The organism is Phenylobacterium sp. (assembly GCF_044358365.1).
Classification (GTDB): domain Bacteria; phylum Pseudomonadota; class Alphaproteobacteria; order Caulobacterales; family Caulobacteraceae; genus Phenylobacterium.
On record NZ_JBIKNZ010000017.1, the window covers coordinates 20,303 to 34,768 of the forward strand.

The 14,466-nt window shown below is 64.3% G+C and carries 17 protein-coding genes, 1 tRNA gene and 1 pseudogene; 9 read left to right on the forward strand and 10 right to left on the reverse strand.

Annotation, left to right across the window (positions count from 1 at the left end; translation table 11 throughout):
- Positions 1 to 49: 49 nt before the first annotated feature.
- On the reverse strand, positions 50 to 1,051 hold the full coding sequence (locus ACIQ3B_RS06880; RefSeq protein WP_397400946.1) for an alpha/beta fold hydrolase: 1,002 nt from the start codon (positions 1,049 to 1,051) through the stop codon (positions 50 to 52).
- 422 nt (positions 1,052 to 1,473) lie between these two features.
- Here ACIQ3B_RS06880 and ACIQ3B_RS06885 point away from each other — a divergent pair, with 422 nt between their 5' ends.
- On the forward strand, positions 1,474 to 2,262 hold the full coding sequence (locus ACIQ3B_RS06885; protein WP_397400949.1) for a PEPxxWA-CTERM sorting domain-containing protein: 789 nt from the start codon (positions 1,474 to 1,476) through the stop codon (positions 2,260 to 2,262).
- Positions 2,263 to 2,322: 60 nt separating this feature from the next.
- On the opposite strand, the gene ACIQ3B_RS06890 is transcribed toward ACIQ3B_RS06885, so the two are convergent.
- The 4 genes and pseudogenes from ACIQ3B_RS06890 to ACIQ3B_RS06905 all read right to left on the reverse strand — a co-directional run.
- Positions 2,323 to 2,607, reverse strand: a complete 285-nt coding sequence (locus ACIQ3B_RS06890) for a hypothetical protein (RefSeq protein WP_397400951.1) — start codon at positions 2,605 to 2,607, stop codon at positions 2,323 to 2,325.
- 98 nt (positions 2,608 to 2,705) lie between these two features.
- Positions 2,706 to 3,266: a demethoxyubiquinone hydroxylase family protein gene (locus tag ACIQ3B_RS06895; RefSeq protein ID WP_397400953.1), complete on the reverse strand. Its 561-nt coding sequence runs from the start codon at positions 3,264 to 3,266 to the stop codon at positions 2,706 to 2,708.
- Positions 3,266 to 3,772 carry a disulfide bond formation protein B gene (locus ACIQ3B_RS06900; protein ID WP_397400955.1) on the reverse strand — a complete coding sequence of 169 codons (507 nt, stop codon included), beginning with the start codon at positions 3,770 to 3,772 and terminating at the stop codon, positions 3,266 to 3,268. The genes ACIQ3B_RS06895 and ACIQ3B_RS06900 overlap by 1 nt, the downstream gene beginning before the upstream one ends.
- Before the next feature lie 141 nt (positions 3,773 to 3,913).
- A pseudogene (locus ACIQ3B_RS06905) lies at positions 3,914 to 4,108 on the reverse strand (YqaA family protein); the annotation flags it as partial.
- Positions 4,109 to 4,225: 117 nt separating this feature from the next.
- Between ACIQ3B_RS06905 and hppD the strand changes: the two are divergent.
- Genes hppD through ACIQ3B_RS06935 form a run of 6 tightly spaced genes read left to right on the forward strand, consistent with a single transcriptional unit; the run spans position 4,226 to position 8,592 of the window.
- Positions 4,226 to 5,329, forward strand: coding sequence for a 4-hydroxyphenylpyruvate dioxygenase (gene hppD, locus ACIQ3B_RS06910; protein ID WP_397400957.1), 1,104 nt, complete (start codon positions 4,226 to 4,228; stop codon positions 5,327 to 5,329).
- Between the two features lie 6 nt (positions 5,330 to 5,335).
- On the forward strand, positions 5,336 to 6,469 hold the full coding sequence (locus ACIQ3B_RS06915; protein ID WP_397400958.1) for a homogentisate 1,2-dioxygenase: 1,134 nt from the start codon (positions 5,336 to 5,338) through the stop codon (positions 6,467 to 6,469).
- Positions 6,466 to 6,843: a cupin domain-containing protein gene (locus ACIQ3B_RS06920; protein WP_397400960.1), complete on the forward strand. Its 378-nt coding sequence runs from the start codon at positions 6,466 to 6,468 to the stop codon at positions 6,841 to 6,843. The genes ACIQ3B_RS06915 and ACIQ3B_RS06920 overlap by 4 nt, the downstream gene beginning before the upstream one ends.
- Complete coding sequence (locus tag ACIQ3B_RS06925; RefSeq protein ID WP_397400962.1) at positions 6,840 to 7,124, forward strand: hypothetical protein; 285 nt, start codon at positions 6,840 to 6,842, stop codon at positions 7,122 to 7,124. Before ACIQ3B_RS06920 ends, ACIQ3B_RS06925 begins: the two co-directional genes overlap by 4 nt.
- Positions 7,121 to 8,125 (forward strand): fumarylacetoacetate hydrolase family protein, encoded by a 1,005-nt coding sequence (locus ACIQ3B_RS06930; RefSeq protein WP_397400963.1) that lies wholly within the window; start codon positions 7,121 to 7,123, stop codon positions 8,123 to 8,125. Before ACIQ3B_RS06925 ends, ACIQ3B_RS06930 begins: the two co-directional genes overlap by 4 nt.
- Positions 8,122 to 8,592 (forward strand): MarR family winged helix-turn-helix transcriptional regulator, encoded by a 471-nt coding sequence (locus tag ACIQ3B_RS06935; RefSeq protein WP_397400965.1) that lies wholly within the window; start codon positions 8,122 to 8,124, stop codon positions 8,590 to 8,592. The genes ACIQ3B_RS06930 and ACIQ3B_RS06935 overlap by 4 nt, the downstream gene beginning before the upstream one ends.
- On the opposite strand, the gene ACIQ3B_RS06940 is transcribed toward ACIQ3B_RS06935, so the two are convergent.
- The 3 genes from ACIQ3B_RS06940 to ACIQ3B_RS06950 all read right to left on the reverse strand — a co-directional run bounded on the left by ACIQ3B_RS06940 (position 8,589) and on the right by ACIQ3B_RS06950 (position 11,196).
- Entirely contained in the window at positions 8,589 to 8,912 is a 324-nt protein-coding gene (locus ACIQ3B_RS06940; protein ID WP_397400967.1) for a hypothetical protein, read from the reverse strand. The genes ACIQ3B_RS06935 and ACIQ3B_RS06940 overlap by 4 nt on opposite strands.
- A 98-nt stretch (positions 8,913 to 9,010) precedes the next feature.
- Complete coding sequence (locus ACIQ3B_RS06945) at positions 9,011 to 10,885, reverse strand: ferrous iron transporter B (protein ID WP_397400969.1); 1,875 nt, start codon at positions 10,883 to 10,885, stop codon at positions 9,011 to 9,013.
- Complete coding sequence (locus ACIQ3B_RS06950) at positions 10,882 to 11,196, reverse strand: ferrous iron transport protein A (protein WP_397400971.1); 315 nt, start codon at positions 11,194 to 11,196, stop codon at positions 10,882 to 10,884. Before ACIQ3B_RS06950 ends, ACIQ3B_RS06945 begins: the two co-directional genes overlap by 4 nt.
- A 115-nt stretch (positions 11,197 to 11,311) precedes the next feature.
- On the opposite strand from ACIQ3B_RS06950, the gene ACIQ3B_RS06955 reads away from it, so the two are divergent.
- Positions 11,312 to 11,395: transfer RNA gene (locus ACIQ3B_RS06955), tRNA-Leu, on the forward strand.
- A gap of 171 nt (positions 11,396 to 11,566) precedes the next feature.
- Positions 11,567 to 12,019 (forward strand): cupin domain-containing protein, encoded by a 453-nt coding sequence (locus tag ACIQ3B_RS06960; protein WP_397400973.1) that lies wholly within the window; start codon positions 11,567 to 11,569, stop codon positions 12,017 to 12,019.
- 221 nt (positions 12,020 to 12,240) lie between these two features.
- On the opposite strand, the gene ACIQ3B_RS06965 is transcribed toward ACIQ3B_RS06960, so the two are convergent.
- Together ACIQ3B_RS06965 and ACIQ3B_RS06970 are read right to left on the reverse strand one after the other, a co-directional pair.
- Complete coding sequence (locus ACIQ3B_RS06965) at positions 12,241 to 12,951, reverse strand: endonuclease/exonuclease/phosphatase family protein (protein ID WP_397400975.1); 711 nt, start codon at positions 12,949 to 12,951, stop codon at positions 12,241 to 12,243.
- An 8-nt stretch (positions 12,952 to 12,959) separates the two neighbouring features.
- Positions 12,960 to 14,438 carry a phospholipase gene (locus ACIQ3B_RS06970; RefSeq protein WP_397400976.1) on the reverse strand — a complete coding sequence of 493 codons (1,479 nt, stop codon included), beginning with the start codon at positions 14,436 to 14,438 and terminating at the stop codon, positions 12,960 to 12,962.
- Positions 14,439 to 14,466: the final 28 nt, after the last annotated feature.

A 14,466-nucleotide genomic window follows, 5' to 3' on the forward strand; every position in this document is an offset into this window, starting at 1 on the left:
GGAAGATCAGCCCCGCGGTCGTCGCTATTTGTGGACGGCGGCAGCAGGCTCAACTGGCCATCCTTGCGAAAAACAGGTCGGCGATGGCGTCCCCGTGGGTATCCTGAAGGAAGTGACCGGCCTCGAGCAGGACATCGAAGGTGGCCTGCGGGAACCTGCCGGCCCACTCGCGGCCCCAGGCCTCCGTGAAGATGTTGTCGGCGCCGCCCCAGATGAAGTGAACCGGCTTGGTCCACGTCAGAAGTGCGTCATAGTGGCGCTGCTGCGCGGCAGCATTGCCGCCTTCCGGGTTTGTGAAGGGCAGGCTGAGCGGGAAGCGGCGCGGTCCGGCGTGGCCGGCGCGTCCAAGGTCCTCGAAGGGCGCGTCATAGCCCCGCCGCGCGGCGTCTCCTGCCGGTGTCAGGGTGGGATAGACGCCGTCCTCGATAATGGCGAACATTTCCCGGGCCGTCATGTGGCCCAGCGAAACCATCATGAACCAGCCCACGGACAGACGCTCGGGAATGTTGGTCACGAACATGCCGTCCGGCTGCCAGCCCGCGTTCCAGCGATGAATGGCCGGCGAGTAGTCGTAGCCCTCGTGGTGTAGCCAGGTGTTCATGATCACCAGACGCTCGAAGCGCTCGGGCATTTCGGCCGCCTGAGCCAGACCCGTGGGGCCGCCCCAGTCCTGGCAGAACAGGGTCACGCCCTGAAGATCCAGATGTTCGATCAGGGTGCGATGAGCGGCTGTGTGGCGTGCGATGGAGTACCAGGCGTCGTCCACCGGCTTGTCGGATCGGCCAAACCCGAAGTGATCGGCGGCTATGCACCGCCACCCGTCCGCCACCAGCCGGGCGATTATGCCCCGATTGAGGAAGCTCCAGGTGGGCATGCCGTGCATCAACAGCGCGACAGGGCCATCGCGCGGACCCACATCCAGGTAGTGCATGCGCAGGCCATCGATCTCCACGAATGACGGCGGATAGGGATAGCCCGGCAAGCCCTCGAAACTGGAGTTCGGCGTCCTGAGGAAGGCGATCCCGGACAGGGTTTTCATTGTTTCCGCCATGGCGCGATCTCCGGGAGACTGAGTCTGCAGGCTTGGGATACAGGCCGTCCCGTCTGGGTCAACCGACCGGCAGGCTAACCCGGGCGAAGAGGCCGGTCAGACTGGGAATAGGGTCCGCGCGACCGCTTGCCAGCGTGGCGTCGTCGAGCGCAATTTACTGGTCCGATGTGGGCGGTGTGGAAACTGCCGGGCGTCTCTGGCGCTGTTCCGCGACAGAAATGGCATCATGGCATGGCCCTGTATGGCGCACGAAAAGCCCGAACTCTCGCCCTTGGTTTGGGGTACTCGCCGCTCAGGCGAAGCCAGTTGCAACTTCCTGCGGTGACGCTAACAAGGCGATGAAATAAAACACGGTTCTTCGAATCTCCGGTCCGTTGCGGTTCTTGAAGTTCCATTGGCGAATATCAGTACGAGGGCTTCAAATGACTCAGACCGACGAAAAATCGACCGGAACCGGCTTTGGCAAGATGTTTGGATTTGCACTGCCCGCGCTGGCTGCAGCCTTTGTGATCTCGGCTTTGCCGGCGAACGCCGCCACCACCTACATCCTCGATCGTGGCGACATGCCCAACAACCGGGTTCTGAACGTCTCCGGTCTCGGGAATGTCTACGCCGGTCCGATCCTTTTCGACGGATCCTACGGCGTGAACGGCCCGAAGTTCTTCGACATCGTCGCCTTCTGCGTCGACATCTATCACAGCATCACGCTGGGCGATTATTCGCCGGACAAGACCTACACCGACGCCAACGCGCTGACGTACGACTCGAACCCTGGCGGTCAGGCCAACCACTTCTCGGGCCCGTCTGGCTATTCCAATGCTGACCTTACCAAGATTGGTACCCTTGCGACCTACGGAACCTTCGTGGCCAGGGACAACAGCCTGACAGCCGGAATCAAGAACGACCGACTGGCCGCCGTGCAGGGCGCCATCTGGCAGGTTTCATCTGGCCGTGACGTGACCGGCGCCAGCCTGGACGGTCTGATCGACAATCTGTCGGGCGCCAGTTACCAGTCGTTCTTCGTGAACAACAACTATGGGACCATCGGGTCCAGCTTCACGCTCATCACACCGACCTTCTATCCGGCCGCAAGTGGCAATCAGTCGTTTGTGATCGCCGTGCCGGAGCCTGCGACCTGGGCGATGATGATCATGGGTTTTGCCGGCCTGGGCGTGATGCTGCGCCGCCAGCGCAGCCTTGCCGTCGCCTGATACAGGATGAAGCTTTTCAGGAACGCCCGGACCCTCGGCCCGGGCGTTTTTGATTCCCGGCTATCTGAAAATGTGGATGCCCCCGGCGCCGCCTTGGGGCGCCCGGGCGAGACCGCGGATTTCCAGATCTGCGCGCCGCGCGCCGCACTGGCAGCGGAGGCGGTCTTCCAGATCATGCAGTGTCTGGCGGCTCAAACCCTGGGCGATCCAGGGGCGCGGGTTGATCACCGCCTCGCGACCACAGGCGCACCGCGCCCAGAGGCTTGACCGCGCCTGTGTGGCCCAGCCGAGGCGCGCCTCGCCATGGGCCATATTCTGTACAAGCTGCCTGCTTCCGTCCGCCATGGTGCGACTCCCTGAAGTGAACAAAAGCAGAACTTATGAGTTCTGACCACTCCTTATCTGAAGATTTCTTGAGTCGTCCCGATCCCGATTCAGAAGGATCAGATTTTCTCGCTGATCCTGATCGCAGTAAGACAGCCGGTGCGGATCACCGCCGCGAGAAGGGCATAGCCCGGGGCCTCGTGCGCGCCTTCATTCACCGCCTGATCGCGATGAGCCAGTTCCTCGTTCCGGAACTGCGACAGCTCGGCGGCCAGGGCCGGCTCGCGTTCGGCGAGTTCGTCGATCTGGCCCGCATAGTGCGCCTCGATGACGGTCTCGACCGCCTCTGTGCAAGCGTGAGCCGCCTTTTCACCCAGCAAGGCTGTGCCTGCGCCCAGAGCGAAGCCGGCCAGTCGCCAGAGCGGGGCCAATGCTGTCGGCCTAACCCTGTGCTCGGTCAGCAGACTATCAAACCGCGCCAGATGCACGGCTTCATGCGCTTCCATCTCGGCAAGCTGCCCGGCGATACGGCTCTGCGCGGCTGCGCTTCCCAGTACAGCGCGTTGACCACGATAGATCTGGACGGCCGCCAGTTCACCGGCGTGGTCCACGCGCAGGATTTCGGCCAGCCGCGCCCTCTGGGCGCCTCGCCCGGGGCGAGGTGGGATCAGCTTTTCCATTATAGCTTGCCTCGTTCCCGCACAGCCGCAGCGATGCTCAAGCCGGCAAACACCAGGGACAGGGCTGCGTTCCAGCCGGCCATCGAAAGCCCGGCCAGCACCCAGGGCGCCTCATCGCAGGCAGGAGCCTTGACCTTCGCACCGTCCAGGAAAGCCGCCATATCCGCAGCACTTACCCCGCCGCCGCCAGAGGCGCACGCCTGCGGGCCGGGCCAGAACTTCCATTCCGCTCCGGCGTGGTAGGCTGCAACCGCGCTACTCAGGACAAAAAGCGCAGCCAGCACCCAGCAGGTGAGCCCGCGCCATCGTGGCCCGCCCGGCATCCGGACGACGACCATGGCGATCAGTCCGAAGGTCAGGATGGCCCAATAGACCTCCCTCTGCCGCAGGCACAGCGTGCATGGCGCCAGGCCCCCGAAAGTCTCGAAGGCATGGGCGGTCGCCAGCATGCCTGCGGCGATCAGGACGGCGCACAGTCGCCAGCGTTCTAGCAAGGGGTTCAGCATTGGCCGGAATATGGGCTCAAGCGTCGCCTACAGGAAGACCTTCAGAACAAGGATTAGCGCGATCAGCAGGCCCAGCAGAATGATCGAGTAGAAAGTTATCCGCTTTTCAAACTCGGCGAGCATGGCGGCGCCGAAGCGTTTGAGGACGGCCGCCACAGTGCAAAGGGTGGCGTAGACATAGGCCCGCTCCCTGCGCGCCAGCACCATGGGTCCCAGCAGGGCGTCCGGCGGGATTGGAAAGAACGAGCTTTCGGCAAACGAGATGACGGCCAGGGCCGTGGGCGCGTGTCGGGTTGCGGCCAGCCGCATCACCCACTGGTACATCTGTCGGAACATTGGCGATCCAGGCGACTCGCTCGAACGCCCGAGCTAGCAGGCGCCGTGCCACCTGTCTTGGCTCTTTCAGAAATTGGTTGCAAATGATACTAAAGACGAAACACCTGGAGCGTTGCCATGACTGTCCAAACCGCTGGCGCAAGCCGTGACCTGTTTGAAAATCCGCTGGGCACGGACGGCTTCGAGTTTGTCGAATTCACCTCGCCCGCGCCCGAACGCCTGAAGGGCCTGTTCGAGAAGATGGGCTTCACGGCGGTGTCCCGTCACCGTTCAAAGAACGTGCTGCGGTTTCGTCAGGGCGACATCAACTTCATCCTGAACATGGAACCATCAGGGCAGGCGGCGGCGTTTCGCGAGATCCATGGGCCGTCGGCCAACGCCATGGCCTTCCGGGTACGCGACGCGGCGCGGGCGCTGGAGATGGCGGTGGCGCGGGGCGCCAGGGCGGTCGTGGGCCCGGTCGGGCCGATGGAGCTGAACATCCCGGCCATAGAGGGCATCGGCGGGTCGAACCTCTACCTGGTGGATCGCTATGGGGCGCAGGAGATCTACGACGTCGATTTCGTACCCATCCCGGGCGCAGCCGAGGCGGCGCTGGCCAATGCTCTGGGCCTTGGCTATCTGGATCACCTGACTCACAACGTCCGGCGCGGCCAGATGGCGACCTGGGCGGCTTTCTACGAGGACATCTTCAATTTCCGGGAGATCCGCTACTTCGACATCGAGGGCAAACAGACCGCCCTGGTCTCCAAGGCCATGACCAGTCCCTGCGGCAAGATCCGTATCCCGCTGAACGAGAGCCAGGATGAGCACTCCCAGATCGAGGAGTTCCTGCGCGACTACAAGGGCGAGGGCATCCAGCACATCGCGCTGGGCGCCGACGACATCTATACCTCCGTCGAAGCGATGCGGGATCGCGGCGTTACCTTCCAGGACACCATCGACACCTATTTCGACGGGATCGATGCACGTGTGCCCGGCCATGGTGAGGATGTGGCGCGGCTGCGCGCCGACCGGATCCTGATCGACGGCGCGCCGACGGAAGGCCAGGGGCTATTGCTGCAGATCTTCACCGAGAACATGATCGGCCCGATCTTCTTCGAACTGATCCAGCGCAAGGGCAACGAGGGCTTCGGCGAGGGCAACTTCAAGGCCCTGTTCGAGTCCATCGAACTGGATCAGATTCGCCGGGGGGTGCTGCCGGCGCCGTCTCAAGGGTAATCCGCAATGGCCAAGGGTGACTGGATACCGGTTCGGGGCGCACAGGGGTCGCACTCGCGTCAGGCACATGCCGACATGCCTGACGGCACCTATGAGCGCGAGATCTCCAAGGAGGGGTTCTTCGGCCCGGCCGCGTTCCTGCATCACCGCCGGCCACCCACCGGCTGGACGCGGTTCGAGGGGCCGCTGCGCCCGCGTGCTTTTGATCTGAACCGGCTGAAGGGCGCCCAGACCTCGCCATGGGGCGCGGCGGTGGTGCTGCACAACAAGGCCACCGAGGTTCGCTTCTGGAAAATCCTGGAAGCCATGCCTGCTCTGGCCCGCAACGCGGATGGCGATCAGCTTCTGTTTGTTCATCAGGGCGGGGGCGACCTTTTCTGCGACTATGGCCGGATCGCCTACGAGACCGGGGACTACCTCTATCTCCCGCGCGGCACGATGTGGCGACTGGCGCCCTCGGAGCCCTGCGCGATCCTGATGATCGAGGCCACCAACACCCACTACAGGCTGCCCGACCGCGGCCTGATGGGCGGCCATGCCCAGTTCGATCCGGCCATGCTGGACACACCCGAGATGGACACCGGCTTCAGGGTCCACCAGGACGAGCCCGGCGAGGTGCGGGTCGAGATCAAGAAGCGTGGTCAGGTTTCGGTGGCCACCTATCCCTACAACCCGCTGGACGCGGTGGGGTGGCACGGTGACCTGGCGCCGGTGCGCCTGAACGTCCGCCACATCCGCCCGGTGGTGAGCCACCGCTATCACCTGCCGCCCAGCGTGCACTCCACCTTCGTGTCGGATCGCTTCGTGGTGTGCACCTTTGCGCCTCGTCCGTTCGAGACGGATCCCGGCGCGCTGAAGGTGCCGTTCTTCCACAACAACGACGATTTCGACGAGGTGCTGTTCTACCACGCCGGCGACTTCTTCAGCCGTGACCATATTGAGGCCGGCATGCTTACATTTCATCCGAGCGGATTCACCCACGGCCCACACCCGAAAGCGTTGAAGTCGATGCTGGTTCAGCCAAAAGTCGCCACGGACGAGTACGCGGTCATGATCGACACCCGCGATCCGCTCGAGGTCGGCGAGGCCGCGTCTTCGGTCGAGAACCCGGCGTATGTCGATAGCTGGAAGGGCGAATGACCTCACCTGAAGCGATTGACCTGACCCGGAGTTTTGCCACCTTCGAAGAGCACTGGCGGCCGAAGATCGTTGCCCGGATGAATGGGCAGGATATACGGCTGGTGAAGACTCAAGGCGTGTTCCCTTGGCATCGCCATCTGGAGGCCGAGGAGATGTTCCTGGTCTTCAGGGGACAGTTCAGGGTTGAGTTTCGAGACCAGGTCGTGGAACTGTCTGCCGGCCAGATGCTGGTGGTGCCGCGCGGAGTCGAGCATCGCACCGCGTCGGATGAGGAAGCCGAGGTCCTGATCTTCGAGTCATCCGACGTGGTCAACACGGGCGACGCTGAGGTCTCGGTATTCACGGCGCCATCGGGCGTGCGGATCCAGACGTGACGGATTTCGCCGAAGACTTTACCGCCGCCGCGGATGACGAGCTGGACCGGGCCATGACGCTGGGTTGGCGGGAATTGGTCAAGCTCACCCCCTGGGGCGACACCTTCGAGGGCTTCACTCCCGGCGGCCGCGAAGTCTGCTTCGAACGCACTTATCTGTGGGAGCACGAAACTGGCGGTGACATCCGCGTCGAAGTGTCGGTCTATGAGGCGCGCGCATTTGAGGACGGCGTACGGCTGACGCGCGTCATTACGAAAGATACTGGAGGGAGCACCGCATGAAACTGGCGTCGTTGAAGGGGGGCCGGGATGGCCGCCTGGTGGTGGTTTCCAACGATCTTGCATGGTACTCGCCGGCCGACCGCATTGCGTTGACCCTGCAGGCGGCGCTGGACGACTGGGAGCGGTGCGAGCCGGAGCTTCGCGGCCTGGCGGAAAGCCTGGAGCACGGCTCGGTGCCTAAGGCGCGGTTCCACGAACATGAGGCGGCAAGCCCCCTGCCGCGCGCCTACCAGTGGGCCGATGGCTCGGCCTATGTGAACCATGTGGCCCTGGTGCGTCAGGCTCGGGGTGCGGAGATGCCGACGGGTTTCTGGACGGATCCTCTGATGTATCAGGGCGGATCGGACGGGTTCCTGGGTCCGCGCGACCCGATCCCGCTGGGTGACGAGGCCTGGGGCTGCGATCTGGAAGGGGAGGTGGCCGTGATCACCGGCGATGTGCCGCTGGGCGCCACGCGCGAGGAAGCTCTGGCGGCGATCCGGTTGGTCCTGCTGTGCAACGACGTGTCCTTGCGCAACCTGATCCCGGGCGAGATGGCGAAGGGGTTCGGTTTTTTCCAGTCAAAGCCTGCCTCGGCCTTTTCACCGGTCGCCGTGACGCCGGACGCCCTGCCGACCTGGAAAGACGGCAAGCTTGGCGGCAGGCTGGAAGTTGAACTGAATGGAAAGCCCATGGGCGAACCGGACGCGGGCGTCGACATGACTTTCGACTTCGGAACCCTTGTCGCCCACGCCGCCCGCACCCGGGCCCTGAGCGCCGGTACGATCGTGGGTTCGGGGACGGTGTCCAATCGCGGGCCTGACGGAGGACCTGGCAAGCCGATCTCCGAGGGTGGGGCTGGCTATGCCTGCCTGGCCGAGGTGCGCACGGTGGAAACCCTGACCGGCGGTGCGCCTGTAACCCCCTTCCTGAAGGCTGGCGATACGGTGCGGATCGAGATGGTCGATAGCAAGCGGGCGTCCATCTTCGGAGCCATCGAGCAGGTCGTCGCCGGGTCATGAACGCCAATGCGCCGGGAATGGGCGGCGAGACCACGCTGCAGCTGGACAGCTATCTGCCCTATCGGCTGTCGGTCGCGTCCAACGCGGTCTCCGGCCTGATCGCGCGGGCCTATGAAGACCGGTTCGGCCTGTCGATCCCGCAGTGGCGGCTGGTGTGCGTACTGGCCGAGGATAGGGGGCTGACCCAGGTTCAGATTGTGGCCCGCACCATGATGGACAAGGTCACCGTGAGCCGCGCCGCCCAGGGACTGGTCAAACGGCACCTTATCGGGCGCACCCGGAACAAGGCCGATGGTCGCAGCCACATGCTGACGCTGACGGCGGCGGGCCGAAGTCTTTATGCCGAGATCGCGCCGCTGGCTCTGGCCTATGAGGCAACCCTGATCGCCGGACTGGCGCCGGAGGACGTCGCGTTACTGAAGCGGCTGCTGGCGAGGTTGCAGGCGGCGGCGGGCCAGCCGCTTTAGGCGGCGAACACTTTCTCGCGCATGATGCCCCAGCGGTGGGAGCCCTCGCCGAATGGCAGGTGGAAGCCGAAGGCCGCGCGCTTGCGTTCATCGCGCCAGGTCGCCTCGAACGAGACGATCACCTCCTGTTGCAGTTCCTCGGGGATCTGGCGAACATCGTGGCCAAGATTGCGGGCCACGTGTTCGATCACCATCGAACGGTGCGCTTCGCCGCCGAGTGAGAGCAGGGCCTCGCGGACGCGTTTGCAGGTGGCGGGTTTGACGCGGATCGAGCGTTTTGCTGTCGGGGCGTCGGCCTGGATGTTTTGCGGGATCTGCATGGTGCAACAGAGCTTGCGCCCGGTGCATTTATCGGCGGGTTAAGGCGCACGGAAAAGATGACATTAAGACAACCTGGCGTTTCAGGCCTCGCGGGCGTTCACCCCCACCCCAGCGCGACCGCGCCCCGGTAGACGACGAACGAGGCCAGGTAGGCCAGTGCGGTCATGTAGACCAGCATGACGGCGGTCCAGGCCCAGGAGTTGGTTTCGCGCTTCACCACGCCCAGGGTGGCGGCGCACTGAGGCGCGAAGATATACCAGGCGAGGAATGAGAGGCCGGTGGCCAGCGACCACTGCTCGGCCAGGCGCGCGCCGAGCGCGCCCACATTGGCCTCGGCCTCCGCTACGGCATAGACGGTGCCGAGCGCCGCCACCGCCACTTCGCGCGCGGCAAAGCCGGGGATCAGCGCCACCACCATCTGCCAGTTGAAGCCGATGGGGGCGAACAGGGGCTGGATCGCGTGGCCGACGATGCCGGCGAAGCTGTAGTCGATCGGCGGCAGCGTGGCGCCCGGCGGCGGCCCGGGGAAGGTTGACAGGAACCACACCAGCACCATCAGCGGCAGGATGATACGGCCCGCCCGCGACAGGAAAATCTGGGCGCGCAGCAACAGATTGCGGGCCACGCTTTCGGCCGACGGCAGCTTGTAGGTGGGGAGTTCCATCAGGAACGGCTCCACGGCGCCGCGCCAGAATACCCGGCGGATCACAAACGATACCGCCAGTGCGCTGAGGATCCCCGAGGCGTAGAGGCCGAACATCACGAGCCCTTGCAGGTTCAGCCCTGGCCCCACGGCGCGGTCCGGGATGAAGGCTGAGATGATCAGGGTGTAGACCGGGATCCGCGCCGAACAGGTCATCAGCGGGGCCACCAGGATCGTGGTGATCCGGTCGCGCTTCTGGTCGATCACGCGCGCGGCCATGATGCCCGGGATCGCGCAGGCGAAACTGGAGAGCAGGGGGATGAATGCGCGGCCATGCAGCCCGGCGCCCCCCATAAGCTTGTCCATCAGGAAGGCGGCGCGCGCCATATAGCCGAAGTCTTCCAGCAGGATTATGAACAAGAACAGGATCAGGATCTGCGGCAGGAAAATCAGCACGCTGCCCACGCCGGCGATCACGCCGTCGGCGATGAAATCCTTGATCAGCCCATCCGGCAGGGATTGGCCCACAAATACACTGAGCCAGGCAAACCCGGCGTCGATGCCGTCCATCAGCGGCGCCGCCCAGGCGAAAACCGCCTGGAACATCACGAACAACAGACCCAGCAGGATCACCAGGCCGGCCACCGGGTGCAGCAGCACATCATCGATCCGTGCGGTGAGGGTGTCCGGGCGTTCCGGTGGTCGTACATGAGCCTTCAGCAGCCGCTGCGCCTCGCGGTGGGCGTCGCGGATGCCGGCGGCGTCGGGCTCATGCCAGGTGTTGCGCACGGGTAGAGCGCCGCCCGAAATCAGAGCCTCGACCTGGGCGGTCAGTTCCTCAATGCCGCGCTTTCGGGTGGCCACGGTGGTGACGATGGGACAGCCCAGATCGCGCTGCAGGCCCTCGATGTCGATCCGCAGGCCCTGGCGCTGGGCGATGTCATACATGTTGAGCGCCAGCACCATGGGTCGCCCCACGGCCTTGAGTTCCAGGATCAGGCGCAGCACGAGCCGCAGGTTTGTGGCGTCAGCGACTGCAATCACCACATCGGGCTCGATCTCGCCGGGCAGGCGGCCGAGCACCGCGTCACGGGTGACGGCCTCATCGGGGCTGCGGGCGCGCAGGGAGTATGTGCCGGGCAGATCCAGGATCGACAGCGCCCGACCACTGGCGGTGACCAGCTGGCCTTCCTTCCGCTCCACCGTGACGCCGGCGTAGTTGGCGACCTTCTGGCGACCCCCGGTCAGTGCGTTGAAAAGGGCGGTCTTGCCGGTGTTCGGGTTGCCGACCAGCGCCACGCGGGCGGGTTTCAGGATCGCCTGGCTCATTGTGCGTCCAGCTGGATCCAGATGTCCTGGGCATCGCGCCGCCGAAGCGCCACGCGCATGTCGTCCAGCCGGACGGCGATAGGATCGTGACCCAACGCGCCCTCATGAATCAACTCTATGCGGGCGCCCTCGACAAAACCGAACTCCAGCAGGCGGCGCAGCAACTCCGCGTCATCCACGCCGTGGTCGCGGGATCGTGAATCTGATCGCACATCCACGATGATTCCCCGGTCGCCCGGTCGCGCCTTCGAAAGCCGGATCGCGCCAGCCTGCGTTGCGGGGTCTGCAGTACTGGCCTGGGTCTCTCTCATGGATGGGTTCCCACGCCCGCAACACTTGCGAACGATTATCAGGTACAATCGGTGTCGCTGTAACGCAAGGCTCACATTGACGCGGAGCGCCTGGCGCCTATGTTCGCGCCCCGCTGCCCCAGTGGCGAAATGGTAGACGCGGTAGACTCAAAATCTATTGTCGAGAGACGTGCTGGTTCGAGTCCGGCCTGGGGCACCAACACCTTGTTCGCCAGTGGGCGTGAATGGGTGCGTGTTGCGTTGCTCGTGTTTCGCTGCTGCGACTTGACGCCTGTGGATAGTGCGCGCTCGCGGGAACACCTTCTGATCCCGTGGGTTGACCCCCTAGGTGTCCGGTGCGGCAGGCGCAGTGGGGGCAAGGGAAAGACGCATGAAGGGTTTCATCGACGATATCGCCGAGCTGGCGGACGAGAATGCTGCCTTCCGGCGCGTGGTGTACACGGGCCAGCACCTGCAGCTGGTGCTGATGACCCTAAAGCCCGGTGAAGAGATCGGAACCGAGACCCACAAGGGCAATGACCAGTTCTTCCGTGTGGAGAAGGGCAGGGGCGAGGCCTGGATCGACGGCAAGCGGACCCGGATCGGCAAGGAAGACGCCATTTTTGTGCCGGCGGGCGCCTTGCACAACATTGTCAACACCGGGTCCAAGCCCCTGCGGTTCTATACGCTGTACTCGCCGCCGCATCATCAGGACGGGATCGTGCGCGAGACCCGGGCCGAGGCGAGTGCAGACCCTGAGCATTTTGACGGCAGGACGACAGAGACCCCTTCGCCGCTCACCGCCAAGAGACCTGCCGCTGCAGAATCAGCGTTGCCCGCATGACCGCAAGGATTCAGGCCAACCCGTCGGGTGCGCCAGTAGGGGAAGCTCCCCAGATCCCGGAGGCGCTGGACAGATTCGTGCACCATCAGAACATCGCTCACTACGCCCACAGACTTCGGAGCGCCCCGGACGCACGCTGTCGGGCCATGATCAGGTCTCTGCTGGCGGCCGAACAGCGGCGGGCCCGGATGAACGGCTGGGTTTCGAGCCCGGATTAGGGGTCAGGCAAAACTGAAATCGACGACAAGCGGGAGATGGTCCGATGCCTGTCGTGACAGGCGATCCCGTGGTGTGCTGATGGCCTGGATGGCGATGTCGTGGCTGACAAACACATGGTCAATTCCGACGATGGGCAAGGTCGATGGAAAAGTCGGGACGCCACCGGCGCCATCCCGCGTGTCCTTGAGGCCATGTAACAACGCCTGGCAGATCGGGCTGCCGCGATGGCTGTTGAGGTCGCCCAGGAAAATCGTTGGATTACGGCGTTTCGGATCGCCCAGCCAGTGGATGCCGGCCAGTGCGGCCGCCTGGCGTCGCTGCTCCTGAGGCAAAAGGCCCAGGTGGGTGGTGATCACCTGAACGTCACGGTCGCCGACCTGCACCGAGACCCAGAGTGCGCCGCGTGGCTCAAGTCCGCGCAGGCGGGCATATCCCGGCAGCGGACCTGTCTTGACCAGCCGTTCGGGAAGGTGAGTCATGATCGCGTCGCCGTAGGCCTCGTTCTCGAAGGTCATGGCGGCATTGAAGTGGAACCGCATCCCCAGCCGCGTCGCCAGTTCCTGCGCCTGGTCAAGGCCGCCGGTTCGAGCGCGGCCGACATCCAGTTCCTGAAGGGCGATGATGTCGGGCTCCTGGGCTGCAATCACGTCGGCTACGCGACCAACATCGAGCCGCCGATCGGTCCCTATGCATAGGTGGACGTTGTAGGTCATGACCCGGGTCATGCCGCGCGGCGAAGCCCTATCGCGAGTGCGGCTCGGATCGCCCGGGTTCTCTTCCACGGTTTCCAGGAGTCGTCGACGCCTACGGGATCCCCCAGATGCAAGCTGGCAAAGCGGGCGGAGATCGGCCCCAGCGGCCTGGACTCGAGGGGCGAGAGGCGTGTGTAGCCCTGGGCTCTCAGATGCTCGATGCCGCCGCCGACACTGCCGGCCCCAGCAACAGCCGACGCCACATCCGGAACGGAGCAGGCGAGCCAGTGGGCGATCAACTGGTTGCGGCAATGGGCGACTTCGGTCCGGTTGGCATCGTCTGCGGGCTCAATCTCCATTGTGAGGTCGCACTCGGTGTCAAAGCCGCCCGAGCGGTTGTTGAGGTTTGCGGATCCCACGTGCAGCAGGTCGTCATCCATGATCGACAGCTTGGCATGAACCACGACGGGCGTGCCTGCCGCCGTGACAGGAACATAGGCTCTTAGCCGACCGAAGGTGTCCGCCGCCCGCAGCAAACTGATGATCCGGGAGCGCCGACGATCCATTGTCATCTGATCGAACCAGCTGGGTGACAATTGGTTGGAGACCAGAACAACCTCCGGACCATCCGGATCGGCAAGCCGGGCCGCCAACGCAGCACCGACAACAGGCGAAGTGAGATACTGGTTTTCCAGGTAGATGCATCGGCGGGCCGCAGCGATTGAGGCCAGATGCAACGCCTCGATCTCGCGAACTTCCTCGCGCCCCCGCCACCCTGGCTCAGTGCGGGACAGGCCGGTTGTGACGTTGTTGAATTGCGGTTCAAGACGGTCGGGCCAGGCATCGACCTCGATTGCCTTGTCGGGTGTCAGGTCCTCGCCGATGGCGTGGCGCCAACGTCTGGCAAACAGGGAAGCCAGGGACTGCGCTGCGGCGCCATCAACAATCGCCATGACTTCGTGCCGGGGCTCGTGAAACGCCGCTGTACGACCTGAAACCCGCCGTCTCGGATCGGCGTCCATGTGTTCGGGCGTATCCCAGCGGTCGGGGGAGAAGTCGCAACTGCCGACAAAGGCGATCTTTCCATCCACAACGATCACCTTCTGGTGGTGACAGCCGCCCAGCGGAACGGTGGCGTCCAGGTAGAACTGGATCGGCGTATCCTTGAAGCAACGCCTCGCACGGTGCGGAAAGAAGTGTTGGGTCGCGGATACCAGCACCGCAGACTTCCAGCACAGGATGCGGATCTTGAGTTCGGGGCGCTCGGCTGCCAGCTGTATCAGAAAGGCTCCAAGCTCGAACTCCGGCCCCGCGTCATCCTCATCTCGAGGGCAAAGTCTGGTGTCGGGATCGAAAGCCCAGTTGAGCATATGGATTGAAGACGTCGCCGCCTGCAGGGCGGATCTCACAGCGGCAAAGTACGCTGCGGCATCGATCAGCACGGCGGCGCGATTGGCCTGATTGGCGCGCCAGCAGGTTCTTCCAGCCTCAAGCAGCAATGCTGTCACTCCCGTCGCCCCAGCTGCAACGTCGCGG